This window comes from Aeromonas lusitana, assembly GCF_002812985.1.
In the GTDB taxonomy this organism is placed as follows: Bacteria; Pseudomonadota; Gammaproteobacteria; order Enterobacterales; family Aeromonadaceae; genus Aeromonas; species Aeromonas lusitana.
This window is the reverse complement of record NZ_PGCP01000027.1, coordinates 1-24,846: the sequence shown is the minus strand read 5'-3', so window position 1 is coordinate 24,846 and position 24,846 is coordinate 1. Positions and strand designations below refer to the sequence as shown.

Here is a 24,846-nt window from a genome sequence, read left to right as displayed (position 1 = left end):
AGACTTCGCCGGATCCTGGCAGTGGGGCATCTGGCAGTCGATGTCGACTATGGTGGCATCGGTCAGTACGGTGCTGAAGAAATGCTCTTGCTTGCCCTCGACGGAGGTGCGGTACCACTTCAGGGTCACTGTCGGCAGCATTTCGCCGGAGGCCAGGGAGTTGTACATCAGCGGTACGGCCTTGTTCAGGGCCACGGTGAACTTGAACGGCTTGTGGACACGCTGACCAGCCGGCTGACCGGATTGCGGGTCGGTCGGTACGGTGACGATGTGTTGGAACTCTTGTACCAGCATCTCGTCTTCGTGGCCTTGCACGAAGATGTTGCCGACGGAGTCGGAGGTGAAGGCGCCGGCGGTGATGTTGCCCTGGGTTTTACCTTCGATGCTGATATAACATGGAGTTGGCATGAGTATGCTCCTGATTGGTTAAACGGTAATGACACTCGACCGAAACCATTAGCAGCGACCATGCCATTCCATTTAATCGTTATCTTTCAACGATATACAAAAATCCTCTCAGCTCTGGCAGCACAAACAGCGCAACAACTTGTCTTTATCCATCAGTTAGACCATACAAACTTGCATTAGCAGTTTATTACTCTGATAAATGCGCCAGTTGTTGCGTAAAACCGACGACTCCACTGCTACTCATCCACATTGGCCACCGACGCCAGCTCCACATTCAGCCTGACGACCCCCTGCTTGAGCGCCCAGGAGATGGCCTGGCACTTGCTGTTCGCCCCCAGCTTGGTGACCACGTTGTTCAGGTGGAACGTCACGGTGCGCGGGGTGATCCCCAGGATCTGGGCGATGTCGCTGGTCTGCTTGCCCTCGGCGGCCCAACGGCACACCTCCAGCTCCCGCAGGCTCAGGGCATCGTGGGGCGACAGGCCCACCAGGCAGACCCGCGCCACCGCTTCGAAGATGTGCATGGAGAGCCAGGTGAGCGAAGGCACAGCAGCCAGCCACTCTGGCCGGGGGCGCGGGCTGTGGGTGACCAGGGAGAGCAGCCCGACGTGGCCATTGGCCCCATGCCAGGGGAAGGTGATGCCATCGCGCAGCCCCGCCTCCTGGGCCAGGGTCATGACCGCCAGACTCTGCTCATCGCACGCCCCCTCGTCCATGAGATCCGCCCACAGGATAGGCGTGCTCTGCACCATGCCACGCTGTACCACGGGATCGATGGCGAAGAAGTTCGCCTGGGTATAGGCATCCACCCAGGCCTGAGGGCAGCCATTGAAGATGATGACATCCGGCCGCTGTATGGTATTGGGGAAGATCAGGGCCATACGAAAGTGGTCAAACCCCATCTGTGCCGTCAGTTGGCGCAGCAAGGCCACTATGGTGCGCTCATCGCTGGCCCGATCGAACTGGGAGATGAGGTCTAATGCGTCAGTTGTATCCATGTCACGATCTTGCTTGATAACGGTAGCCACATTGTTCAGCCGTAACCCCAATGGACGCTGAACCAGCCATTAACAAGTTGCAACAGCCAGGCTACAAAAACAAAAAGACCCGGTGACGAGAGTCAGCTGGGCCATATAAATGAATGGGCGGAACCACTCGAAACCAAACCTACCATCCCATAAAAACGGTAATAGGCCTAATTATTAATATATTTAGTAAATAAAAACTCCAATTGACATATTTTACACAACTTAAATCAGATTAATGCAGCATATTAAACTACTACACCTTGCCGATCTGACCTCGTTTGGGCGGGGTCGCCACTCATTCTGACCAATAAAGACTCGTACAAGCCCACCTCCATCAGAAACCCTGGTCTGCTGGCACCAAGCACGAATATAGGTGGCTGATCTCAATGGCTTATATCGATAGCTGATATAGGAGAAAGCCGGATCCGGGATCTGGTCGTCCCCATGGCAAGGGCTCAGGTGGCTGAGCCCAGCCTCTCTCCGGGTTTGATAGGGTGTGTTCCTCTCAGGGACGCTCCCCCAGCGCCAGCCGGCGGTTGATGTCGGCTAGCACGGGCGCTATGTCCGCCAGGGTGTCGATCACATAGTGGGCCCCCGCCTGGCGCAGCTTGGCCTCGGCGGGGGCACGCCGCGCGGCTATTTCGTCCTGCCCCATGGCCGCAAACTCCTCCAGGGTGGCGCCAAACTCGTTACCGGAGACAGAGAGCCCCACGGTCCACATGCCGGCGTTCAGACCCTCGCTGATACCGGGCACGGCGTCGTCCACCTTGATGCAGCGATGCACGGCGCTTAACCCGAGCTCAATCACATTGGCCAGCGCCATCCAGGGACCGGGGCGCCCGCCCGCCTTGAGATCGTCGGTGGCGACCCAGTGATCCGGGCGATAGCCCAGCTCGGCCGCCGCCGGCACCAGGGCCTCCATCACGGGGCGCGGATAGCCGGAGCAGGAGCCGATGCGAAGCCCCTGGGCCCGCAGGCTCGCCAGCACAGGCAATACACTCGGGATGGGGGCGGCGAAGCGGGTCACCGCCGCTATCTGCAGCGGCATGAAGGTGTGATAGAGGTGATCCACCTCTTCGCGGCTCATGGGGTGGCCGAAGCGGGCCTGCCAACGGGCATCCACCGAGGGCAGGCGACCCAGGGTCGCGATGTGATCCCACTTGCCAAGGCCCATGGGCTGGCGCGCCTCGTCCAGGGTCACCTCGAAATCGTAAGCCCGGGCGAACGCCTCCACGAAGATGGAGGTCGGCGCGAAGGAGCCAAAGTCCACCACGGTACCGGCCCAATCGAGGATCAGCCCCTGTACGTCCGTGGCGCTGTGAATGGCTATCTGTGTCTCAGTCATGTGAGTTTTCCTGTTCTTGTGAGGCTTCGATCTCGCCAAGGGCCTGATCGAGGATGGCAATGGCCTGCGCCAGATCGGCGCGGCTGATGTTAAGGGGGGGTGAGAGCTGGATGACGTTGCCCTGGGAGACCTTGAAGCTCAGGCCCAGCGCGAGGCAACGGTAGAGCAGCTCTTCGGCGGCGGCGCTGGCCCGGGCCCGGCTCTGGTGATCTGCCACCAGATCCAGCGCCCACAAGAGGCCGATGCCGCGCACCTGACCTATCAGGGGATGGCGCTCGGCGAGCTTGGCCAGTTCGGCGGCCATGAAGCGACCATCCTCCTGCACCTTGGCCAGCAGCCCCTCTTCACGGATCACCTCTATGGTGGCCAGGGCCGCCGCGCAGCCGATGGGGCTCTTCTCATGGGTGTAGTGGCCCAGGGAGATGGCGGCCGCCTGATTGAAGCGATCCCGGGTGATGAGGGCGGCAAACGGCACAATGCCTCCCCCCAGCCCCTTGCCGAGGCAGATGATGTCGGGCTCGATGCCGAACTCCTCGAAGCTGAACCAGTGGCCGGTGCGACCGAGGGCGTTGGGGATCTCGTCGACGATGAGCAGCACCCCGTGGCGATCGCAGATCTCCCGCACCCGCTGCCAGTAGGCGCGAGATGGCACCTGCACGTCCGTGTTGCGGATGGGCTCGGCGATGAAGGCGCCTATGCCCCCTTCCTTCTCAATCACGTATTCGAGGTAGTCGGCATAGTGCAGATCCTCCCCCTCGCCGCGATACCAGGCCCCGCGATAACGGGTGGGAGGCGGGATCCGCTCCACCCCGGGGAGCAGAGGCCCCATCCCGGCGCGAAAACAGGCCTCACCGCCGACCGAGATGGCATCCAGGGAGGCGCCGTGGAAGGCATCCCAGAGCGAGACCACCTTGCTGTTGCCCGTGATGAAGCGGGCGAGCTTGAGGGCTATGCCCACCACCTCGCTCCCCCCTGGCGCAAACAGCACCCGATTAAGATCGCCGGGAGCCAGCTCCGCCAGGGTGCGGGCACAGTCGATGGCGACCCTATGGGTGTAGCGGCGCGGTGCGAACGGCAGATCCGCCAACTGCTGCTGCACCCGCGCCACCACGCTAGGGTGACCGTGGCCGAGCTGGTGCACGCTGTTGCCGTGAAAATCGAGATACAGATGGCCAGAGGCGCTGGTCAGCCGGCTCCCCTGCGCCCCTGTCAGCAGATCGAGGCAGGGGCTGGAGAGGGCCTGATGGAGGAAATAGCGGCCATCTTCGGCCAGGCCTTCGCGCACCGACTCGCCCTGCCCCGCCCACCAGCGCAGGCGCGCCTCCCCCAGATTGATGTCTCCCTCGGTGTCGGCGAGGCCGCCGCCGGGCAGGGTCGGATGGCGACTCATCGCGCCCCCTCCTGCCAGTAGCAGGCGCCCGCCATGGCGCTCAGCAGCCCGCGCACCCGGGCCGGGGTCACGTCCCCTATGTTGCCGATACGGAAGCAATCCGCCCGGGAGACCTTGCCCGGGTAAATGACGAAGCCCTGGGCCTTGAGGCGCTGATAGAAATCGACGAAGCGATAGTCGGGATGGGTGGGGGAGTAAAAAGCCGTGATGATGGGGGATTGCCAGGGCGCGGGCAGCAGGGGCTTGAAGCCGAGGGCGGCCATGCCTCCCACCAGGGTGCGCTGGTTCTCTTGATAGCGGCGGTAGCGGGCGGCTATGCCCCCCTCTTCCTCCAGCTCCCGCAGGGCCTGGGCGAAGGCCAGCACGGTATGGGTCGGTGAGGTGAAGCGCCACTTGCCCCCCTGCTGCTCCATGGTCTGCCACTGGGCGTGCAGATCGAGGGAGACGGAGCGGGCACGGCCGGCGCAGGCCACGAGAGCCGAGCGGCGGGCGATGACGAAGCCAAAGCCCGGCACCCCCTGGATGCACTTGTTGGCGGAGCTGATGAGAAATTCGATGCCAAGGCGCCCCATGTCGATGGGGATGCCGCCAAAGCTGCTCATGGCGTCGACGATGAGCCGGATGCCGCGGCGCTGGCAGAGTGCCGCCACCTCCTCCAGCGGGTTCAACATGCCGGTGGTGGTCTCGCAGTGCACCATGGCCAGGTGGGTGATCCCGGGGTGCTGGCCGAGCAGAGCCTCGATGGCCGCCGCCTCCGGGCGCGCCGTCTCGCCGCAGTCGAGTTCGAGGTGGCGCAGGCCGAGGCAGAACGCCATCTCCACCATGCGGGCCCCGTAGGTGCCGTTGTTGATGATGAGCAGGCAATCATCTGGCCCGAGCGCCGACCCCAGCACGCTCTCCACCACGTAGCTGCCACTGCCTTGCAGCAGCACGGCGCTGTAGTCGGCAACATATTCCGGGCTCATGGCCAGGCGCACCAGCTCGTGGCGGATGGGCTCCACCACCCCCAGGTTGTAGTCCGCATCCCAGGTGCAGCTGTCCTGCAACATGGCGGCGCGCACCGTGGGGGTGGTCGAGAGGGGGCCCGGGGTCAACAGCAGGTAGTCGACGGCAGCGGGGGCGGCAGGGATGTGGGTCATGGCTTGCTCCATTTGGTATATACCAGATAGAGCCTATTGTGGTGATCTCCCCCTCCCGGGTCAAAGGGGTGCCCCTTCGTGCAACAAAAAATTCATTTTCGGCGCCATCATCGCGATAATCTAGGGATCCTGAGCCAGAGACCATAACTGGTCTCTACCAAGCACCTTTTCGTCCACAAGGATCACCATGAGCAAACCCCAATACCTGCAGATCAAGGATGCCCTCGCCACCCAGATCCAGGCGGGCGGACTACAGGCCAACGACAAGCTCCCCTCGGAGCGGCTGCTGGGAGAGCTCTACGGCACTACCCGGGTCACCATCCGCGAGGCCCTGGTGCAGCTGGAGGCAAGCGGTCTCATCTACCGGGAGGACAGGCGCGGCTGGTTCGTCACCCCGCCCCGTTTTCGCCTGAACCCGAGGCGCACCTCCAACTTCCACCAGATAGTGCGCGAGCAGGGAGGGGAGCCTCACACCGAGCTGCTGGAGAAGAGCCGCCAGGCGGTGCCTCCCGCCTTGATGGCAAGGCTGCAGCTCAAGCCGTTCGACAGCCTGTTCCTGCTCAAGCGGCTGCGTTACGCCAACGGGCGCGCCCTCTGCTACTGCGAGAACCACTGCCTGCCCGAGCGGGTGCCCGGCCTGCTTGAGCTGGATCTCAACGGCAGCCTGACCGAGATCTACGAGGCCCACTACGGCCTGCAGTACGCCCGCATGCAGGTGCGCTTCTTCCCCACCGCCCTGCCGGACGAGGTGGCCAAGGCGCTGGGAGCGACCGCCGGGCTGCCCGCCCTGCGCCTGGAGCGACTCAACTTCGATCAGCACGGCCGGGTGCTCGACTTCGATCTGGAATACTGGCGCCACGACAGCCTGGAGATAGAGGTGGATACCGAGGAGTAGCCTCATCAAAACGTCACGGGGCCGTCACCCGAACGTCACAATCCTCCCCTAGCCTCTCTCTCGACCAATCTGGTTTATACCAATTTCGATGGAGACAGAGGATGAAACAGGGAACCCCCTTGCTGGCGAGCGCACTGCTGGCCGCCATGACAGCCCCGGTGATGGCCGCGACCGACCTCACCGTCTATACCGCCTTCGAGCCGGAGCAGCTCACCGAGCTGAAAATCGCCTTCGAGCGCCAGCACCCGGACATCCAGATCAAGTGGGTGCGGGACTCCACCGGCGTGGTCACCGCCCGGCTGCTGGCCGAGAAGGCCCAGCCCAAGGCGGACGTGGTGTGGGGGCTGGCGGCCACCAGCCTGATGCAGCTCGATCAGCAGCAGATGCTGGCAGGCTACGCGCCCAAGGGGCTGGACAAGCTCGACAGCCGCTTCCGTGACCCCAAGGCAGAGCCGCACTGGATCGGGCTGGATGCCTTCTTCAGCGCCATCTGTTTCAACAAGGTCGAGGCCGAGAAGCAGGGGATCCCGGCGCCCACCAGCTGGAGCGACCTCACCAAGCCCATCTACAAGGGCAAGGTGATCATGCCAAACCCTAGCTCGTCCGGTACCGGCTTCCTGAGCGTGGCGGGCTGGCTGCAGAGCATGGGCGAGCAGCAAGGCTGGCAGTTCATGACAGGCCTGCACCAGAACATAGACCGCTACACCCACTCGGGCTCGGCCCCGTGCAAGCTGGCAGCCAGCGGCGAGACAGTGGTCGGCATCTCCTTTGACTTCCCCGCCACCAGCCTCAAGGGCAAGGGCGCCCCCATAGACGTTATCTTCCCGAGCGAAGGCTCAGGCTGGGACATGGAAGCCGCCGCCATCCTCAAGGGCACCCCCAAGCTCGCAGCGGCCAAGCAGTTGCTGGACTTCGCCGCCACCGAGCAGGCCAACAGCCTGTACAACAAGTCCTTCGCCGTGGTCGCCATTCCCCAGATCGCCAAGGCCAGGGACGGATACCCCGCCGACATCAAGGGCCAGATGATCGAGAACGACTTCGCCTGGGCAGCCCGCGAGCGCAACCAGATCCTGAGCCAGTGGACCGCCAGCTTCGACGGCAAGTCGGAAGCCAAGCAGTAAGCACTGTTCGGGTGATCTGTAGTCAACAAGGCCGACCCTAGTCGGCCTTTTGTCGTTGCTGGCAGGAGCCAGACTCATCATCTATGCCTGCCAAGGCGCTCGCCTTGGCCCCTCTGCCCTGACCCCGCAGCCATGACCCCTGACCATCACGCTCCCGTCATCTTTCTGTCATGGCACGGTCACACTTCAACCGCAAACTGGTATATACCAAATCAGCAGTGAGTCAGACCATGACCCGGCCCTATCTGGACATCCAGCACCTCAACAAGCACTTCGGGAGCTTTCAGGCCCTGAAAGAGATCTCCCTCGCCGTCGAGCAGGGGGAGTTCGTCTGCTTCCTCGGCCCCTCGGGCTGCGGCAAGACCACCTTGCTGCGGGCCATCGCCGGCCTGGATCTGCCGGACGGCGGCGAGATCTGGCAAGGGGGGCGCAACATCTCCCGGCTGCCACCCCAGCAGCGGGACTTTGGCATCGTCTTCCAGTCCTATGCCCTGTTTCCCAACCTGACGGTGGCCCAGAACATCGCCTTTGGCCTCGAGAATCAGGGGCAGGACAAGGAGAGCATCCAGCAGAAGGTGCAGCACTGGCTCGCTCTGGTCGGCCTCGAGGCCCAGTCCCACAAGTACCCGAGCCAGATTTCCGGCGGCCAGCAGCAGCGGGTGGCGCTGGCCAGGGCTCTGGCTCTCTCTCCCGGCCTGCTGCTGCTCGACGAGCCCCTGAGCGCCCTCGACGCCCTGGTGCGCACTCACCTGAGCAGCGAGATCCGCGCCCTGCAGCAGCGCCTCGGCATCACCACCATCATGGTGACTCACGATCAGGAGGAAGCCCTGACCATGGCGGATCGCATCGTCGTGATGGAGGGGGGGCGCATAGTGCAGGTGGGCACGCCACAGGAGATCTACCACAGGCCGGCGAGCCGCTTCGTGGCAAGCTTCGTCGGCACCATGAACTTCCTCGACGCCCTGGTGCTGAGCCCGCAGCAGGTGCGCCTGAACGAGCAGCCCCTGGCGCTGGCCAACCGGGCCGCGGCCGGCAGCAAGCTGCAGATAGCCATTCGCCCCGAGGCCATCAGCCTCACCCCCCCGGCCCAGAGCGGCTTGCAGGCCGAGGTGACGCAGGTGGAGTTTCTCGGCGCCACCCAGCGGCTCATCTGCAGCGCCCAGACCTACCTCGGCCCGCAGCAGGTGCTGGTGCAAGGCCCCAACGATGAACAGACCCAGTGGCGCACCGGCATGGCCTGCTCCCTGCACTGGCCTGCAAATGCCGTGCAATGTTTCGACGGGGAGGCCCTATGACGCTGCAACCCAAGACCCTAGGGGTAACCCGAATGGAGAACGGGTGGCGCCAGCACCTCGCGGGCTGGAGCCGGGACAGCCTGATTCAGCTCGTGCTGCTGTTGCTCGGCATAGCACTGCTGGCCGGCGGCCTGCTGCTGCCCCTGCTCGCCATGCTGCAAAAGAGCCTGCAGGACCTGGACGGCAACTGGGTGGGGATTGCGAACTTTCGGGACTACTTCCTCTCCCCCAACCTGACCCGCACCATAGGCAACACCCTCTGGCTCGGCCTGCTCATCACGACCCTGGTGGTCACTGTCGCCTTCGGTTACGCCTATGCCCTCACCCGCACCTGCATGCCTGGCAAGGGGCTGTTTCGACTCATCGGCCTCATTCCCCTGCTGATGCCTTCCTTGCTGCCCGCCATCAGCCTGGTCTACTGGTTCGGCAACCAAGGGGTTGCCAAAGGATTGCTGGGGGGAGAGAGCATCTATGGCCCCATCGGCATAGTGATGGGGCTCGGCTTCTGGTGCTTCCCCCACGCCCTGATGATCCTCATCACGGCGCTGGGTCACAGCGACGCCCGCCTGTACGAAGCCGCCAGGGTGCTCGGCAGCTCGCCCCTTCGCACCTTCCTCACCGTGACCCTGCCCACCGCCCGCTACGGCCTCCTGAGCGCCGCCATCGCGGTGTTCACCCTGACCATCTGCGACTTCGGGGTGGCCAAGGTGATCGGCGGCCAGTACAGCGTGCTGGCCACCGACATCTACCGCCAGGTGATCGGCATGCAGAACTTCTCCCTGGGGGCGGTCGCCAGCGTCACCCTGCTGCTGCCCGCCCTGCTGAGCTTCGCCCTCGAGCACAGGGTGCGCAGCAAGATGCAGGAGCAGAGCAGCAGCAAATCCGTACCCTACCGCCCCACCCCGCACAAGGTGCGGGATCTGCTGGCGCTGCTCTGGTGCGGACTCTGGGCCCTGCTGTTCCTGGCCCTGGTCGGCATGGCGGTCTACGGCTCCCTGGTGCAGTTCTGGCCCTACAACCTCAGCCTGACCCTGGAGCACTATGCCTTCGACAGCAACAGCGTCTACGGCTGGCAGCCTTTCACCAACACCCTCAAGCTCGGCGCCCTCACCGCCATCGCCGGCACTGGCCTCATCATGGTGCTGGCCTGGGCCCAGGAGAAGGGTCGCCACTTCGCCCCCCTGCGCCAGCTGATGCACCTGCTCGCCATGCTTTCCCTGGCGGTGCCGGGCATGGTGCTGGGGCTGGGTTACATCTTCTTCTTCAACCGGCCGGACAGCCTGCTCGGCACTCTCTATGGCACTCTGCCGCTGATGGTGCTCTCCTGCATCATCCACTACTACACGGTGGGGCACATGACGGCGCTCACCAGCCTCAAACAGTTGCCCAAAGAGCTGGAGCTGGTCGCCATCTCTCTGCGCATTCCGCTGCTCAAGGCGTTCTGGCGCGTCACCCTGCCCGCCAGCCTGCCCGCCCTGCTGGAAGTCTTCATCTACCTGTTCGTCAACGCCATGACCACCACCTCGGCGGTGATCTTCCTCTACTCCAGCGACAGCGTGCTCGCCTCCATCGCCGTGCTCAACATGGAGGACTCCGGCGACACAGCGGCCGCCGCCGCCATGGCCACCCTGATCCTGCTGGCGGCCGCCAGCGTCAAGCTGCTGCAACTTGGCCTCAGCCGCACCCTGCTGACCCGCACCCAGCGCTGGCGCCAACCCTGACTCTCAACGGAGAACACATGCCTCACCCTCAACTCCCCTTCTGGCTGGCCGAGGCGCTGGCCGCCGAGCAACCCGCAGACCCCACTCCCTTGCAGGGTCACCATGACGCCGATGTCTGCATCGTCGGCGGCGGCTTCACCGGGCTCTGGTGCGCCATTCATCTCAAGCAGGCTGACCCCGAATTACGGGTATTGGTGCTGGAGAAGGGGTTGTGCGGCGGCGGCGCCTCGGGTCGCAACGGCGGCTGCCTGCTCACCTGGTCCGCCAAGTACCCCAGCCTGTGCAAGCAATTCGGCGAGGCGCAGGCCGCCTGGCTGGTGCGCACCTCGGAGCAGGCGGTGCACGAGATAGCCCGTTTCTGCGAGGCTCATGGCATAGCGGCAGAGCTGCGAGTAGAGGGCACCTGCTACACAGCCACCAGCGAGGCCCAGCGCGGCGCCATGGCGCCCATCATGGCCAGGCTGGATGAGGCAGGGCTGAACCAGTGGCAAGCCATAGCGGCGCAGGATCTGGCGGGCCAGTGCGGCTCGGCGGCGCATCTGGAAGGAGTCTTCAGCCCCCACGCGGGCTCGGTGCAGCCGGCCCTGCTGGTGCGCGGCCTGCTGCGGGTCGCCCGGGAGCTCGGGGTGGAGGTCTATGAGCAAACCCCCATGTTGCGATTGGAGGCGGGGCAAGCCGCCCGGATCCAGACTCCGCTGGGAATAGTGAGCGCCGACAAGGTGGTGCTGGCCATGAACGGCGCCATGGTGGAGCAGTTTCGCGAGTTTCGCCGCGCCATAGTGCTGGTCTCCTCCGACATGGTGATAACGACGCCCGCCCCCGACGCCTTGGCCGCCCAACAGATGGATCACGGCCGCAGCACGGTCGATGGCCGCACCTTCGTCTACTACGCGCGCTCGACCCCGGCCGGGCGCCTGATGCTCGGCAAGGGGGGCAACACCTTCGCCTTCGCCAACCGCCACCTGGCCCAGTTCGATGAGCCCAGCCGCTACCTGGCCCCCCTCACCCTGGCCCTGCACCGCTTCTTCCCGGCCCTCAAAGACGTACCCATCGCCGCCAGCTGGTGCGGCGCCTCGGACCGCTCCGTGGACGGCCTGCCCTTCTTCGGCCACTGGCGCCGGCAGCCGAACATCGCCTACGGCCTGGGTTATTCCGGCAACGGGGTCGCCCAGAGCTGGATCGGCGGCCGCATCCTGGCGGCCATGGTGAGAGACGATAAGCGGCTAGAGGATGAGCCCTGGCGCCGGTGCGCCCTGGTGGGGGGCTCGCGCGGCTATTTCCCACCCGAGCCCATACGCTGGCTCGGGGCCATGCTGGTGCGCAGCGCCATTCGCAGGAAAGAGAGGGCAGAAGATGCAGGGCGGCCAGTACGCTGGTACGACAAGCGGCTGGCGAGTCTGGCCGACGCCGCCGGCAAGGCGGATAAATAGGGAGAAGATCAGCCTGCGCCGCCGACACATCGGCAGGGAGGCCCAGCATTATTCATATGATGGATGGATTTCTATTGGTCATTCATCTAGCGAATAATGAAACGGATAATGCCTCACCAAGAGGAAGCGCCTCTCCTGACAGGGGAAAAGAGGGCGTCGTCGGGCCTGAGGTCGGCACGAGGTCGTGCACCATGATGAGTCGTCACCAGGGCCTGTCGATGCGAGTGACGTCTTGCCCGAGCGGGAAAGAGCGAAGAGACAGTGGCAGCACCCATCTGAAAAGCGGGCGCCGCCACGGGTTTGCGATCGGCTAGCGAGCCATTGGCCTATGTACTAGCCGTGCTATTTGTCGTTGTCGCCGTAATAGTGCTTGAGCAGAGCGTCGGCCTCGGCCGGGGCGATCTGCATCTGGGGCCAGCGAGTCGCCTTGTCCCTGATATCCGTCAGATTCTCCCGCTCCGGTTTGAGCGCACTGCCGAGCTGGCGGTTCAGGGCATCGTAGCGGCCGATGACCTCTTGTCGGTTGAAGACCACCGGGGTCAAGTCCAGCCGATAGCCCTGAAACAACCACTGCAACCCCTGATAGACCGCCAGGTGGTAGACGCTGTGGTGATCCTCCTCCTCATAGTAGCGATGGGTGACGTGCAGGTTCTGGCCGGGCCCCGCCGTCACGCTCTGGGCGAACTGGCGCAGGTGATCCCGATGAAACTCGGAGCGGCCGAAGCCCGGCGTATAGGGATTGTTGGCCACAGCGATAAACAGGGAGGAGGCGTGCTTGAGGGGCTGGGTCAGGGCCCGCTCGATGCGCTGGTAGTTGTGGGGATAGTCAAACCAGAGGCTGGCATCCACCGAGAGATAACCCTGAAACTCGCCTTCGTCTTTTGCCACCGTGTCCAGGGTCAGCAGGCCCCCGAGGGAGTGGCCCACCAGCAGGGCCGGCGAGGTGGTGCGATAGCGGCCCTCGATGAGGGGGCGCAGCTCCTTGGTCAGGTACTGCATGAAGGCAGGGCCGCCCCCCGTCTTGGCATAGCCGGCCCCCGCCGGCGCCCCGTTGGGCAGCGCCATGGTGTGGCTCGGGGTGTAGTCCCGCATCCGGTCTGTGTTGTGCACCGCCACTATGATGAGGGACGGGATCGCCGGATTGAGCCCGGCCCGCAGCGCCTGGGTAATGCCGGCCACCTCCAGCAGGAACTTCTCCCCGTCCAGGAGATAGAGCACGGGGAAGCGCTGGCTCGGCTTTTGGGCATAGTCATCCGGCAGATAGACGCTGTATTGCCGGGTTTCGTTGAGCAGGGCCGAGTGATGGCTGAAGCCCTCGGCGTAGTGGAGCAGGTCTGCCTGGGCAGAAGAGAGACTGAGCATGGTGATTAGTATCGCGATGAGTCTGTGCATAAGGTGAGTCGCAGCCTGGCGGCAGGATGAGCCGCTGGCGCCTTGTATGGATGGCACGGGAAACAGCAACAGGGCCGGCGGGCCCTGTTGCTGTCGATCGTTACAGCTTGTAGGTGAAACCTGCCATCAGGTTGGCCGGTTCGCCATACATGTTGAAGGTACTGGTCGAGCCGACCCGGTAGAAGTACTCGCGATCGAAGATGTTGTAGACGTTCAGGGTCGCCTGCATCTTGTCGTTGATGTCGTAGCGCACCGCCGCATCAAACAGGGCATAGCCCCCCTGATGGGTCTCGACCCCCTTCTGATTGAAGGAGTAGTCGCTGACCGCCGTCATCCCCGCCCCCAGGTGCAACCCCTGCACCCAGTCCGCCAGGTGGTAGTCGGTCCACAGCGAGAGGGAGTGGCGCGGGATGGCATCGAATTTCGGGTTGTGATCGCCGGATTTCTCCTCGATGTCGGTGAAGGTATAACCCGTCATCACCATCCAGTTCTGGCTGAGGTAACCGGTCGCCTCCAGCTCCACCCCTTGCGTGTCCACCTTGCCGGTCGCCCAGTAGGTGTTGGTGATGGCGATGCCCTGATCGTCATAGGCCTGGGCGGCGATATTGCTGTCCTTCATCAGGTAGGCTGTCGCCCGGGTATTGAGCTGACCGTCCAGCAGGGCGGACTTGATGCCGGTCTCCCACTGGCTGCCTTCCCGCGGCTTGAGCATGTTGCCGCTCTCATCCTGGCTGGTCTGGGGCTTGAACACCTGGGAATAGCTGGCATAGAGCGCATGCTCGTCGGTCAGGTCATAGACGGCCCCGGCATAGGGGGTGAACTTGCCGTTGAACTCACCGGACTCGCTACTCTGGGCGCCCGAACTCAGGGTGGTGCTGACGGTGTCCAGATCGTACCAGGAGACGCGAGCCCCGGTGATCACCGCAAGGGGCTCCAGCAGGCGCCAGGTGACCTTGCCATAGAGGCCGAGCTCGGACTGCTCCTCGTGGTCATTCTTGGTGTAGCTGTAGGTCGGCTTGGCCACCGTGGTCGGGTCGAAGTTGAAGACGTTGATCTTGCCGATGTTGCGGTTGGTGTAGGTCTGGATGTCGGACTCGTAGCGCTTGTAGTCGGAGCCCAGCACGAACTCGCTCTTGTGACCCAGCAGACCAAACATCTGACTGTAGCTGGCATCAAACGCCATGTTTTTCTGCTGGTTAGCCTGACCATTGAACATCAGGCCGGTATTGCCCGCCGCGTCCACCGGGCCGTTGGTGAAGGTCTGCTCCAGCTGCATATCGTGATCCATGTAGCGGGCCGAGAACTGCGCGACCCCACCGTTGGCGAAGGCATGCTGGAGGGAGGCGCCCACGTCCGTGGTGTCGGCGTCGAAGAAGTCTTCATCCGATCCCAGATAGGTGCTGCGGCCGATGTCGAGCATGGTGCCGTCTTTATAGGCCGGCAGGCCGTTGGTGGGCAATATGTCCTTGGTCTGGTGCAGGGCATAGACCGACAGCAGGGTGCGATCCGAGAGATCGAACTCCAGGGTGCCGTAATAGGTGCCGTTGTCGTTGTTGTTGTAGTCGACCTGGTTCTTGATGTCGGCGTTGGCCACCACGGCGCGGCCACGCAGGGACCCCTCCTCGTTCAGCGCCCCGCCCAGATCCGCTTCCAGGTAGTGCCTGTCCCAGCTGCCGTAGCGGGCGGTGACCGAGCCTTTGAAGGCATCGGTCGGGCGCTTGAGCACCATGTTGATGACACCACCCAGCTCGCTGGTGCTGTTGAACAGGCCGGAGGGGCCGCGCATGATCTCCACCCGATCGACGGCAGCGAGAGACGGCAAGGTGCCGTACTTGCTCTGCAAGGGAGACGGCAGGCCGTTGAGGTTCACCTCGTCGTACTCGTAGCCGCGGGAGAAGATGGAGGAGCGACCGCTGTCGTTGACCATGGTGCGCAGGCCTGGGGTGTATTTCGCCAGGTCGTCCACCGCGACGAAGTTGCGCTCCTCTATGTAGTCGTTGGTCAGCACGGTGATCGACTGGGGAATGTCCTTGAGGGCCGCCGGGGTCTTGGTCCCGACCGTGGCCGCGTCGACGCTGTAGCCACCGGTCTCCTCCGACGGCGCCATCCCGTAGAGCGGGTTGCCGTAGACGACGACGGTTTCATCCGGCGTTATGTTCGCTGTTTCTGCCCAGACCGGGGAAACAACGGTAACCGCCAGAGCGGCAGAGACGGCCAAAGCCAGTGGGCTTGGCGCTTTATCCTTAAAGACGACCATAGTGAGAGTGACCCCCGAACATAGATGATAATGATTTTCATTTGATTTTGAGGGGGCTAATATAGCATCCAAGTTTCCGCAGTAGTTTTGCGGTTTGGTCATTTAACTCTTCGATATGGTCAAAGTGACATGAGTGGCGCAGTGGTAAGAGATACGGCAGTTCGCAAACGCGGCCTGTTTATCGGCAGGGTGGAAAACCTGATGATCCAGGACGGCATCCTGTTTCATAACAAGGATATAGTCCACAAGGCGGACTTCTCGACCCAGCGCGAGCTACCGCCTCAGCTCATCATCGCCATCCCGCTCGAGAGCAAGGCGCTGATGACCTATGGTGCCACTCACCGCCTGCGGGGTTGTCGCTTCCACAAGTCCGATCCCATCATAGCCACCGCCATCCTCTACACCGAGCCCGACCTGGTGCAGGGGGCCGCCAAGGCAAATATTCGCAGCCGCAGCATCGTCCTCTCCCTCAGCCTGCCCTGGCTCGAGCGGCAGATGGCCGGCAAGCATCGCGGTTCATTCGAGCGGATCTTCAGCCATCATCTGAGCCGCTTCGACTGGACCCTGCCCCCGCACCTTGGTCAGATAGCGGAGGCCCTGAACCTCACCAGCAGCCAGAATGGCCCCGAGATGCTGATGCGGGAGGCGTTCGCCCTCACCGTCTGGGAGAGTCTGATGGTCAACATCCAGCAGATCGCCTTCGTTTCCAGCCAGCGCCACAACGAACAACCGACCCGCCTGAAGATGTTGCTGATGGATGAGAAGGTGGACGAGATGGCCCTGGCCGACATCGCAGATACGCTCGGCATGAGTGTCTCCACCCTGCAGCGGGCGGCCAAGAAGGAGCTCGGCATGAGCCTGCAGCGCTATTTGCGTGAGCGAAAGTTGCAGGAGGTAAAGGTCAGGCTGGAGGAGCGCACCATGTCACTGCAAGAGGCCGCCGAGCACGCGGGTTACCATCATGCGGCAAACTTCATCACGGCGTTTCGAAAGCTGTTTGGCTTCTCGCCAAAGCAGATCGTCAGACAGGGGCAGGAGAAGCCGGACTAGGCAATGCGGGAGCGCTGATTGTGTCTTGCCGGACAACATGAGCCCCCAGGGCTGACGGCATAAACGGCAGATATGAAAAAGCCCATCTCAATCAATGAGATGGGCTCTGTAATGAATGGCGGAGGAGGTGGGATTTGAACCCACGGATGGTCGCCCATCGCCGGTTTTCAAGACCGGTGCATTCAGCCGCTCTGCCACCCCTCCGCAGCAGTGCGCCGAATACTACCCATCGAGATCGGGCTTGTAAATCCCCACTCCGTCCGTTTGCCGATTTATTGGCCGAAATGACGCACAAATCCCGCAAACTGGGCAGAAGCCGCGCTTTTTCAACCGGATAACTTGACTTGAAAACAGACTCACCCACTATAGGGGCCACTACCATATCCCCAGCAAGATGGACTTATGAGAATCAAACATGCCCTGTGCGCCGCCCTGACCGGTGCGACCCTGCTTGCCGCCCCGCTGCAGGCCAGTGAGCTGACCAAGAGCGATGTCGAGCAGATCGTGCGCGACTATCTGGTCAAGAATCCGGAGATATTGGTCGAGATGTCCAATGCCCTGCGCGCCAAGCAGGAGAGCCAGCAGTCCGCCAACGACAAGTCGCTGATCGAAGCCCATGCCAAGCAGCTGTACGCCAATCAGGATCCCGAGAGCGGCAATCCCAAGGGCAGCCTGACCGTGGTGGAATTCTTCGACTACAACTGCGGCTACTGCAAGCGCGCCCATCCCCTGGTCAAGCAACTGCTCGGCGAGGACAAGGACATTCGCTACATCTACAAACAGTTCCCGATCCTGAGCGAGACCTCCTACTACGCCGCTCGCGCCGCCCTGGCGGTGCAACTCGGCCAGCCTGACAAGTACCAGGCCTTCCACGACAAGCTGTATGCCCACCAGGGCCCGCTCTCCGACGAGGCCCAGGTGAAAGACGTCGCCAAGGCCGCCGGCGTGGACTGGAGCAAGGTCGAGGCCAAGATCAAGGATGGCAGCATCGACAAGAACCTGGGTACCAACCGCGCCCTGGCAGAAGCCATGAGCATCTCCGGCACCCCGGCCTTCATCATCGGTGACCAGATCCTGCGCGGTGCCCCCCGCGATCTGGCCAGCCTGCAGGCCATAGTGAAAGACGTGCGCGCGGGCAAGAGCATCCAATAAGCCAGCCCGCCGCCCATAAAAAACGCCCCGCTATATCGGGGCGTTTTGCTATGTGGGCCTGAATTCTCTTAGCCGAATTCAGGCTTCTACCCTCTGGTCTGATCAACCTTGGCGAAACGCTGCCGGCAAACTATCGGGCGTTTTACTATCTGTGATCTGGCAGCTTAGGCCTGGTAACCGTTCGGGTTCTGGCTTTGCCAGCGCCAGGTGTCCACCATCATCTGCTCCAGCCCCCGCTCTGCCTGCCAGCCCAGCTCGTCGCGGGCCAGGGTCGGTTCGGCCCAGCATTCGGCGATGTCACCGGGGCGGCGGGGCTTGATTTGATACGGGATGGGGCGACCGCTCGCCACTTCAAACGCCTTGACCATCTCCAGCACGGAATAACCCTGGCCGGTGCCCAGGTTGTAGGTGAAGACCCCGGTATCGGTGGCGATGCGCTTGAGCGCCTTCAAATGGCCGATGGCGAGATCCACCACGTGGATATAGTCGCGCACCCCTGTGCCGTCCGGCGTCGGGTAGTCATCCCCAAACACCCCCAGCTCCTTGAGTTTGCCCACCCCGACCTGACTGATGTAAGGCAGCAAGTTGTTGGGGGTGCCGTTGGGATCCTCGCCGATGAGGCCGCTCTGGTGCGCGCCCACCGGGTTGAAGTAGCGCAGCAGGACAATGGCCCAGCGTGGGTCGGATTTGGAGAGGTCACGCAGTATCTCTTCCACCATCAGCTTGGAGCGGCCATAGGGGTTGGTGGCACCGGTAGGGAAGTCTTCCCGCAGGGGCACAGAGGCGGGATCGCCATAGACGGTGGCGGACGAGCTGAACACCAGCCGGAACACGCCAGCCTTGGCCATCTCCTCGCACAGCACCAGGGTGCCGGTCACGTTGTTCTGGTAGTAGGTGAGCGGGATCTGGCTGGACTCCCCCACCGCCTTGAGGCCGGCGAAATGGATCACGGATTCAATCTGGTGCTGGGCGAAGAGGTGCTGCAAACAGGCTCTGTCCAGAATGTCCCCCTCGACGAAAGTGACCGCCTGACCGGTGATCCGCTCGACCCGCTTGAGGGACTCCGGCGAGGCGTTGGAGAGGTTGTCCAGCACCACCACTTGCTGACCGGCGCCCAGCAGTTCAACCAGGGTATGGGAGCCGATATAACCGGCGCCCCCCGTGACCAATATTGTCATGTCTAATCCCGTGTTCTGATGAAACTGGGGCTGAGTGTACCCGCCGGGCCGGTGCGAGAAAAGCACAACTCTCTGATGAGACCATCAATAGTCCAGGCTTATATCCCCCTTGGCGGTACAGGAGCAGGCCAGCGCGACGCCGCTCTCGAGATCCTGAGCACTCAAGGTCATCACGCTCTGACGCTCTATCTCGCCCGTGGTGGTGCAACGGCAGGCGCCGCACACCCCGGCGCGGCAGGCGGCCATCATGGTCTCCCCCGCCCCCTCCAGCGCAGCCAGCAGGGTCTGTCCCGGCAAGATCTTCACCTTCTTGCCGCTCTTTTTCAGGGTCAGCCAGAAGTGGTCGCTGCCGGCCGCAGCCGGCACAGCAGCAGGCAAGCCGAAAGACTCCTGATGCAGCTGCTCGGCGGGCAACCCCAGCTCAGCCAGCATGGCGCTCACCGCCGTCATATAGGGAGCAGGCCCGCACAGGTAGACATGGCGAGTGAGCAAGTCTGGTGCCAATTCCCTCAGCATGTCCGGTGTGAGCCGGCCAACCCAGGGATGAGCTGCCGGCGCCTGTTCCAGCACCAGGGCGCTGCGCACGCCGGGGTGCGCCTCGGCCAGGGCAGCCAGCTCGGCGGCGAAGATCACGTCCTCCGGCGAGCGGGCGCTGTGGATGAAGCGGATATCCGCATCGGGCCCCTTGGCGAGCTCGTCCCGCAACATGGCCCACATGGGAGTGATGCCAGAGCCGGCGCTCAGCAGCAGCGGTCGCTCGCACGGCAGCGCACTCAGGTTGAAGTCGCCGAAGGGGCCATCGACCCGGATCTCGTCCCCCACCTGCAGGCTCTGGTGCAGGTGATGGGAGACCAGGCCCACGTCCTTGATGGTCACCTGCCAGAACCCATCCTGCGGGCTGGAGGAGAGGGTATAGGCGCGGCACTGGGGCTGACCGTCGATGGTCGTGTGCAAGGTTATGCACTGGCCCGCCAGCACGGAGGGAAGGCTGCCCGTCAGCGGTGCGAACTGCCAGCTCGCCACATCGTGAGTGTCCGCCCGGCGACCGGTGCAGCGCAGGGTGAGAGAGGTGGAGGTCATCGCAAGGCTCCTCTTGTCTGAAAGCGACGTCTTGAAAAAAAGGCGAGCCAATCGGCTCGCCAAAGGCTTACAACATGCGAAATACGTCTGGGGCAAAGAGCCCGGATCAGGCCGCCAGGATCTCGGCCAGATCGGCCTCGGCCGTGGTGGTTCCCTTGAGACCAAATTGCTCCTCCAGCACCTTGAGCAGGGCCGGGGTCAGGAAGGCGGGTGCGGTCGGGCCGGTACGGATGTCCTTCACGCCGAGCGCCAACAGGGTGAGCAGGATGACGATGGCCTTTTGCTCGAACCAGGAGAGCACCAGGGTCAGGGGCAGATCGTTGACGCCGCACTCGAACGCCTCGGACAGCGCCAGCGCGAGCTGGATAGCGGAGTAGGCATCGTTGCACTGGCCCACGTCCAGCAGACGGGGGATGCCACCGATGTCGCCAAAATCGAGCTTGTTGAACTTGTACTTGCCGCAGCCCAGGGTCAGCAGCAGGCTGTCTTGCGGGATGGCCTTGGCAAACTCTGTGTAGTAGGCGCGCTCGGCACGATCGCCATCACAACCCCCTACCAGGAAGAAGTGACCTATCTCGCCAGCCTTGACCTTGTCGATCACGGCAGGAGCGGCCTGCATCAGGGCGTTGCGGGCGAAGCCGATGGTGATGAAGTGCTCGAGCTCAACGTGCTTGAAGCCATCGAGTGCCTGGGCCTTGGCCACCACGGCAGAGAAATCTTCCCCTTCCAGGTGGGTGACACCCGGCCAGCCGACGATGGAGCGGGTGAAGATGCGATCGCTATAGTTGCCTACGTTGGGATCTATGATGCAGTTGGAGGTCATCACCACGGCACCGGGGAAGTTCGCAAACTCCTTCTGCTGGTTCTGCCAGGCGGAGCCGTAGTTGCCCACCAGGTGCGGGTACTGTTTGAAGAAGGGATAGGCCAGGGCCGGCAGCATCTCGCCATGGGTGTAGACATGGATACCGGTGCCGGCGGTCTGCTCCAGGATGAGCTTGAGATCCACCATGTCGTGACCGGAGACCAGGATGCACTTGCCCGGCACAGGGGTAACGCGCACCTGGGTCGGCTCGGGGTGGCCGAAGGCGGTAGTCTCACCGAGATCCAGCATCTCCATGATCTTGAAGTTCAGCATGCCAATTTCCATGGCGCACTTGAACAGGGGATCCAGATCGCTAGGATCCGTGCCCAGCCAGCTCATGATGCGGTGGAATTCGGCAGCCACCTCGGCATCTTGCTGGCTCAGTACCCGGGCGTGCTCCATGTAGGCGGCGGCGCCCTTGAGGCCGTAGAGGCAGAGCAGGCGCAGGCCCATGATGTCTTCGTTGACTTCACTCTTGCCGCGATTGACCGCGGTCTGGGGTGCATGGGCCAGCTGTTCCAGCAGCTCGGCGCCCGGCTCGAAATGAGCGGCGGCGGGCAGCTCATCGGCCTTGACCGCCAGGGGGACCAGCTTGGCCGCCAGTTGCTGGCGATAGCTCAGCGCCTGGTTGACGTAAGCGACGATGCGGGCTGAGTCGAAGTTGACGTTGGTCAGGGTGGCGAAGAAGGCCTTGGGCACGAAGGCATCGATCTCGTCATCGACGATGTTGTGCTCACGGGCCGCCAACGCCCAGGCGCTGAGGCCTTGCAGCGTATAAATCAGCACATCCTGCAGATCCGAGGTTTCGGCTGTCTTGCCGCACATACCTTGCGCGTAAGCGCAGCCATTGCCTGCCGGGGTACGAATTGTCTGTTCACATTGCACACAAAACATCATGCCTCTCCTAATTGGACATTTCAGTTGCTTGTTTTGTGGCGATTCTATGCCTGTCCATGAAAACTTAATAGGCATTCAATTTACCAATTCAATTTTCATTGATGCAGATCAAAAACAAAAAAGCCGCCCAAACAGGGCGGCAACAGGGTGCATAAAAGGAGAGACTACTCAGGATTCGGGTGGCGGGGAAGCAGGCCGGATAGACGCACTACTTCCCCCTTTTCAAACTATCAGGCCAGATAAGCGCGCAGCATCCAGACCAGTTTTTCCTGCTGCTGAACATAGTCAGACAGGATGGAGGCTGTACCCTCGTCACCGGCCTCAGCGGCCTGACCCAGGATGCGGCGCTGGGCCACCAGCAACTCGCGGAAGCTATCCAGCAGGGACTCGACGCAGGCACGGCCATCGTGCAGCCCCTTCTGCTCGGGGATGGCGGAGACCTTCAGATAGTCGCTGAAGCTGTGCATGGGCACGCCGTCCAGGGTGAGGATGCGCTCGGCCAGGGCATCGACTTTGAGCAGCAGATCGTTGTAGATCTCCTCGAACTTCAGGTGCAGTTCGAAGAACTGGTTGCCGCGGATATTCCAGTGGAAACCACGGACGTTCATGTAGAGGATCTGGTAGCTGGCCAGCAACTTGTTCAGCTCGGCGGCCAGGGCTTGTGATTGAACGGTATCAAGACCGATTGGGCTCTTCATCATTCACCTCCAGGTGGACATCAAATTTGGGAACAGGGCTAGGATATCCTCGCACAGACTCAAAGGACAATTGATTGTGCCTTGCTCATTGATAGCGAATGGCTATCGTCAGCGGGAAAAGCACATGAATTCATCGCTCAAGCCGCTCGATATAGAGGATCACCTCCCCCAGATGAATGCCGAACTTGCTGATCTCGGCACGATTGATCAGGCGATCTTCATCCAGCAGATACATCCAGTCATCGAAACTGACCCGCACTAGCTCCCCGTCCGGCAGGGCCAGATCGAGTTGATAGCGCCAGTTGAAGGCAAAGCCTGCCGTCTTGCCCACCGCCTCCCCCACCACATCCGAGGCGGTGCCGCGCCAGTGCCCGTCCGACCCCTTGTTCAAAAACCAGGTGCGGGTCTGCCGGCGGCCGTCGTCGAAATAAAACTGCTCGAACAGCTCCCCCTTGCCACCCTGCCAGCGTCCCTGCATCTCGACCCGAAAGCGACTGGTCACTGCGCCGCTACGGTCGGTCACCAGGCCGTGAGCCATGAGCTTGCCATTGAAGAAACGGGCGAGATCCCAGTTCGGGCCCTGCCCTCTATAGTCATCGATGCTGGCGCCACAAGCTGCCAGCAGCAGCAGTGGCCACAGCAGCAGAATGCGCCATGTGCGGTAGAGAGGCATGAGGGACTCCGGTATCAGGGTTGGCCGCGCAGGCGGCGGGTGAGGGCGGGATCGCGGCTGTTGTCCGCCAGCCAGATGGCCAGAAACGCGGCCGGGAACTGAGGATCAGGCACAGTGCCCAGCGGCTTGTCTCGCCACCAGAAATGGCCCTGCCCTGTGGCATCCACGTAGAAACCGAGCCGATCACCGGGCTGCACATCCGGCCACAAACTGGCTAGTTGTCTGAGCCAGCGTTGACGCTGCTCAGGGCTGCCAACCTGCAGCCGTTGCCACTCCTGCCCGGTGGCGCTGAGCAGGTCCTCACGGGAGATGGATCTGGCATAGATGATGGTCAGGGCCTGCGGATAGTGCTGCGGGCGGTAGTGGCCCGTCTGGCTATAAAGGGTCGCGTCATAGAGTTTGAACCAGAGCCAGTGCATCTCCCCCTGGCCGACGGTGCGCAGCCGCTGCCAAGGCAGAGCTTGTGCGCTGGCGGCGAGTGGCCAACACAACGGCCAGAGCAGCAGCCCGAGCAACAGACTAGTTCCAGCCCATGTGCCAGCGTGCGGGATCTTCCAGTTCATGGCAGTTCATCTCCTGTTCCTGCAGGGTGTTGATGTCCTGCATCACTACCCCGATCAGCTGTCCCTGCCCGTCTCGCAGGCAAGAAACCACCAGATAGAAATGCTCGCTCGGCGTGTGCTGATCCTCTCTGGTCCACTTCGAAAACAGCAGAGTATCGGTCGAAAAGGTGCTCATCTTGGTTCACCCTCCAGCTTGACCATTACCCACAGCAGTAGGGGTAACCACCACATCCAGATCAACGCCAATGTGAAGGCGCTGATCCCGATGCCCCAAGACAAGTGTACCGATCCCATGGCGGCTCCCGCCACATAGGAACCGGCTCCCCCCACCATGCCGAGCAGCCCCTGCTGCCAGCGGGGCAAGGCCAGCAACCAGCGCAGCCCCTGACCCAGGGTCATCGCAAATCCGAGCCACAGCAGCCCCAGCCAGAGGGGAAAGCCATGGGAAAACTGAAACAAGCCGAGCCGCCACAGCAGGCCATCGAGCAGACAACCGGCCAGCGCCAGCGGCCAGAGTCGCAGATCCCCGCGGGCGTCCGGCGAGCAGAGCAGATGCAGCCCCAGCAACAACAGCAATGGCGCCGCTTGCTGCCATGTCACCGCCAGCCACCAGTAGAGGTTGAACCCCAGCAGCTGGGCCCAGGGCCACATGGTCAGTGACCGCTGACTGGCAGATCCCCCTGCCAGCCATCCGGGCCAGGTTTCGCGGCCTCCAGCTGCACCAGGCTGATGGCTCGCTCCCAGAATCCCCCCTCGCAATAGGCGAAATAGAAGTGCCAAAGCCGGATGAAGTCCTGGCTGTAACCCAGCCTCGGCAGCTCGGGGGCCAGCGCCAGGAAACGCTCGCACCAGTGAGCCAAAGTGCGGGCGTAGTGATGGCCGTGATCATGCAGCCTCACCAGCTGCATGTCGGTCTCCCGGGCCAGCAAGCCCGCCAGCTGGGAGACACTCGGCAGACAGCCACCGGGGAAGATGTAACGCTGGATGAAGTCGACGCTGCGCACATACTGGGCGTGGCGCTGGTCGGCTATGGTGATGGCCTGGATAAGCAAACGGCCGCCGGGTTTGAGCAGGCGAGACAACTGTCTGAAATAGTCCGGTAAAAAAGCATGACCCACTGCCTCTATCATCTCGATGGAGACCAACTTGTCGTAGCGCCCCTCCAGCTTGCGATAATCCTCCAGCAGCAAGGTGATGCGTTCCTCGAGCCCCGCCGCCGCAATCCAGTCGCGGGCATGGTCGTGCTGGGCCTGGGAGATGGTGGTGGTGGTC

General features: G+C 62.7%; 23 protein-coding genes and 1 tRNA gene. 7 read left to right on the top strand and 17 right to left on the bottom strand.

The genetic code is table 11. The features are described 5' to 3' along the window. The 5 genes from hcp1 to phnW all read right to left on the bottom strand — a co-directional run. The coding region (hcp1, locus tag CUC44_RS15765) for a type VI secretion system effector Hcp1 (protein WP_100860839.1) at positions 1 to 408 on the bottom strand (408 nt) is incomplete at its 3' end. Between the two features lie 236 nt (positions 409 to 644). Then, the gene (locus CUC44_RS15760; RefSeq protein WP_100860838.1) at positions 645 to 1,406 is read right to left on the bottom strand and encodes a LuxR family transcriptional regulator; all 762 of its coding nucleotides are present in this window, start codon (positions 1,404 to 1,406) and stop codon (positions 645 to 647) included. Positions 1,407 to 1,941: 535 nt separating this feature from the next. Continuing rightward, positions 1,942 to 2,781, bottom strand: coding sequence for a phosphonoacetaldehyde hydrolase (phnX, locus tag CUC44_RS15755; RefSeq protein WP_100860837.1), 840 nt, complete (start codon positions 2,779 to 2,781; stop codon positions 1,942 to 1,944). Continuing rightward, the gene (locus CUC44_RS15750; RefSeq protein ID WP_100860836.1) at positions 2,774 to 4,171 is read right to left on the bottom strand and encodes an aspartate aminotransferase family protein; all 1,398 of its coding nucleotides are present in this window, start codon (positions 4,169 to 4,171) and stop codon (positions 2,774 to 2,776) included. The genes phnX and CUC44_RS15750 overlap by 8 nt, the downstream gene beginning before the upstream one ends. Further along, entirely contained in the window at positions 4,168 to 5,310 is a 1,143-nt protein-coding gene (gene phnW / locus CUC44_RS15745; RefSeq protein WP_100860835.1) for a 2-aminoethylphosphonate--pyruvate transaminase, read from the bottom strand. The genes CUC44_RS15750 and phnW overlap by 4 nt, the downstream gene beginning before the upstream one ends. Before the next feature lie 187 nt (positions 5,311 to 5,497). Between phnW and phnR the strand changes: the two genes are divergently transcribed. The 5 genes from phnR to CUC44_RS15720 all read left to right on the top strand — a co-directional run bounded on the left by phnR (position 5,498) and on the right by CUC44_RS15720 (position 11,772). Further along, on the top strand, positions 5,498 to 6,205 hold the full coding sequence (phnR, locus tag CUC44_RS15740) for a phosphonate utilization transcriptional regulator PhnR (protein ID WP_100860834.1): 708 nt from the start codon (positions 5,498 to 5,500) through the stop codon (positions 6,203 to 6,205). Positions 6,206 to 6,306: 101 nt separating this feature from the next. Then, positions 6,307 to 7,326, top strand: a complete 1,020-nt coding sequence (locus CUC44_RS15735; protein ID WP_100860833.1) for a putative 2-aminoethylphosphonate ABC transporter substrate-binding protein — start codon at positions 6,307 to 6,309, stop codon at positions 7,324 to 7,326. A gap of 230 nt (positions 7,327 to 7,556) precedes the next feature. Further along, positions 7,557 to 8,621, top strand: a complete 1,065-nt coding sequence (locus CUC44_RS15730) for a putative 2-aminoethylphosphonate ABC transporter ATP-binding protein (RefSeq protein WP_100860832.1) — start codon at positions 7,557 to 7,559, stop codon at positions 8,619 to 8,621. Between the two features lie 32 nt (positions 8,622 to 8,653). Next, the gene (locus CUC44_RS15725) at positions 8,654 to 10,342 is read left to right on the top strand and encodes a putative 2-aminoethylphosphonate ABC transporter permease subunit (RefSeq protein ID WP_425266325.1); all 1,689 of its coding nucleotides are present in this window, start codon (positions 8,654 to 8,656) and stop codon (positions 10,340 to 10,342) included. Between the two features lie 17 nt (positions 10,343 to 10,359). After that, complete coding sequence (locus tag CUC44_RS15720; protein WP_100860830.1) at positions 10,360 to 11,772, top strand: FAD-dependent oxidoreductase; 1,413 nt, start codon at positions 10,360 to 10,362, stop codon at positions 11,770 to 11,772. Positions 11,773 to 12,114: 342 nt separating this feature from the next. Here CUC44_RS15720 and CUC44_RS15715 read toward each other — a convergent pair whose 3' ends face one another. Beyond that, positions 12,115 to 13,164 (bottom strand): alpha/beta hydrolase, encoded by a 1,050-nt coding sequence (locus CUC44_RS15715; protein WP_100860829.1) that lies wholly within the window; start codon positions 13,162 to 13,164, stop codon positions 12,115 to 12,117. A 100-nt stretch (positions 13,165 to 13,264) separates the two neighbouring features. Continuing rightward, positions 13,265 to 15,421 (bottom strand): TonB-dependent siderophore receptor, encoded by a 2,157-nt coding sequence (locus CUC44_RS15710; protein WP_100860828.1) that lies wholly within the window; start codon positions 15,419 to 15,421, stop codon positions 13,265 to 13,267. A gap of 141 nt (positions 15,422 to 15,562) precedes the next feature. Between CUC44_RS15710 and CUC44_RS15705 the strand changes: the two genes are divergently transcribed. After that, positions 15,563 to 16,471: a helix-turn-helix transcriptional regulator gene (locus tag CUC44_RS15705; protein WP_208621079.1), complete on the top strand. Its 909-nt coding sequence runs from the start codon at positions 15,563 to 15,565 to the stop codon at positions 16,469 to 16,471. 116 nt (positions 16,472 to 16,587) lie between these two features. Here CUC44_RS15705 and CUC44_RS15700 read toward each other — a convergent pair. After that, positions 16,588 to 16,675 (bottom strand) — tRNA-Ser (locus CUC44_RS15700). A 198-nt stretch (positions 16,676 to 16,873) separates the two neighbouring features. Here CUC44_RS15700 and CUC44_RS15695 point away from each other — a divergent pair. Then, positions 16,874 to 17,623 (top strand): DsbA family protein, encoded by a 750-nt coding sequence (locus CUC44_RS15695; RefSeq protein ID WP_100860826.1) that lies wholly within the window; start codon positions 16,874 to 16,876, stop codon positions 17,621 to 17,623. Between the two features lie 164 nt (positions 17,624 to 17,787). Here the strand turns inward: CUC44_RS15695 and galE are convergent, their stop codons facing one another. The 9 genes from galE to CUC44_RS15650 all read right to left on the bottom strand — a co-directional run. Then, positions 17,788 to 18,801, bottom strand: coding sequence for a UDP-glucose 4-epimerase GalE (gene galE / locus CUC44_RS15690; RefSeq protein WP_100860825.1), 1,014 nt, complete (start codon positions 18,799 to 18,801; stop codon positions 17,788 to 17,790). A gap of 84 nt (positions 18,802 to 18,885) precedes the next feature. Then, positions 18,886 to 19,881 carry an FAD-binding oxidoreductase gene (locus CUC44_RS15685; RefSeq protein ID WP_100860824.1) on the bottom strand — a complete coding sequence of 332 codons (996 nt, stop codon included), beginning with the start codon at positions 19,879 to 19,881 and terminating at the stop codon, positions 18,886 to 18,888. A 106-nt stretch (positions 19,882 to 19,987) separates the two neighbouring features. Continuing rightward, the gene (gene hcp, locus CUC44_RS15680) at positions 19,988 to 21,637 is read right to left on the bottom strand and encodes a hydroxylamine reductase (protein WP_100860840.1); all 1,650 of its coding nucleotides are present in this window, start codon (positions 21,635 to 21,637) and stop codon (positions 19,988 to 19,990) included. A 233-nt stretch (positions 21,638 to 21,870) separates the two neighbouring features. Beyond that, positions 21,871 to 22,338 carry a Dps family protein gene (locus tag CUC44_RS15675; protein ID WP_100860823.1) on the bottom strand — a complete coding sequence of 156 codons (468 nt, stop codon included), beginning with the start codon at positions 22,336 to 22,338 and terminating at the stop codon, positions 21,871 to 21,873. Positions 22,339 to 22,468: 130 nt separating this feature from the next. Further along, positions 22,469 to 23,011, bottom strand: a complete 543-nt coding sequence (locus CUC44_RS15670) for a DUF3833 domain-containing protein (RefSeq protein ID WP_100860822.1) — start codon at positions 23,009 to 23,011, stop codon at positions 22,469 to 22,471. 14 nt (positions 23,012 to 23,025) lie between these two features. Next, entirely contained in the window at positions 23,026 to 23,574 is a 549-nt protein-coding gene (locus CUC44_RS15665) for a chalcone isomerase family protein (protein WP_100860821.1), read from the bottom strand. Further along, positions 23,531 to 23,749: a TIGR02450 family Trp-rich protein gene (locus CUC44_RS15660; RefSeq protein WP_050718007.1), complete on the bottom strand. Its 219-nt coding sequence runs from the start codon at positions 23,747 to 23,749 to the stop codon at positions 23,531 to 23,533. The genes CUC44_RS15665 and CUC44_RS15660 overlap by 44 nt, the downstream gene beginning before the upstream one ends. Beyond that, complete coding sequence (locus CUC44_RS15655; protein ID WP_100860820.1) at positions 23,746 to 24,225, bottom strand: DUF2878 family protein; 480 nt, start codon at positions 24,223 to 24,225, stop codon at positions 23,746 to 23,748. Before CUC44_RS15655 ends, CUC44_RS15660 begins: the two co-directional genes overlap by 4 nt. Before the next feature lie 2 nt (positions 24,226 to 24,227). Beyond that, positions 24,228 to 24,846: class I SAM-dependent methyltransferase (locus tag CUC44_RS15650; RefSeq protein WP_167388927.1), on the bottom strand; the 619-nt coding region annotated here is incomplete at its 5' end.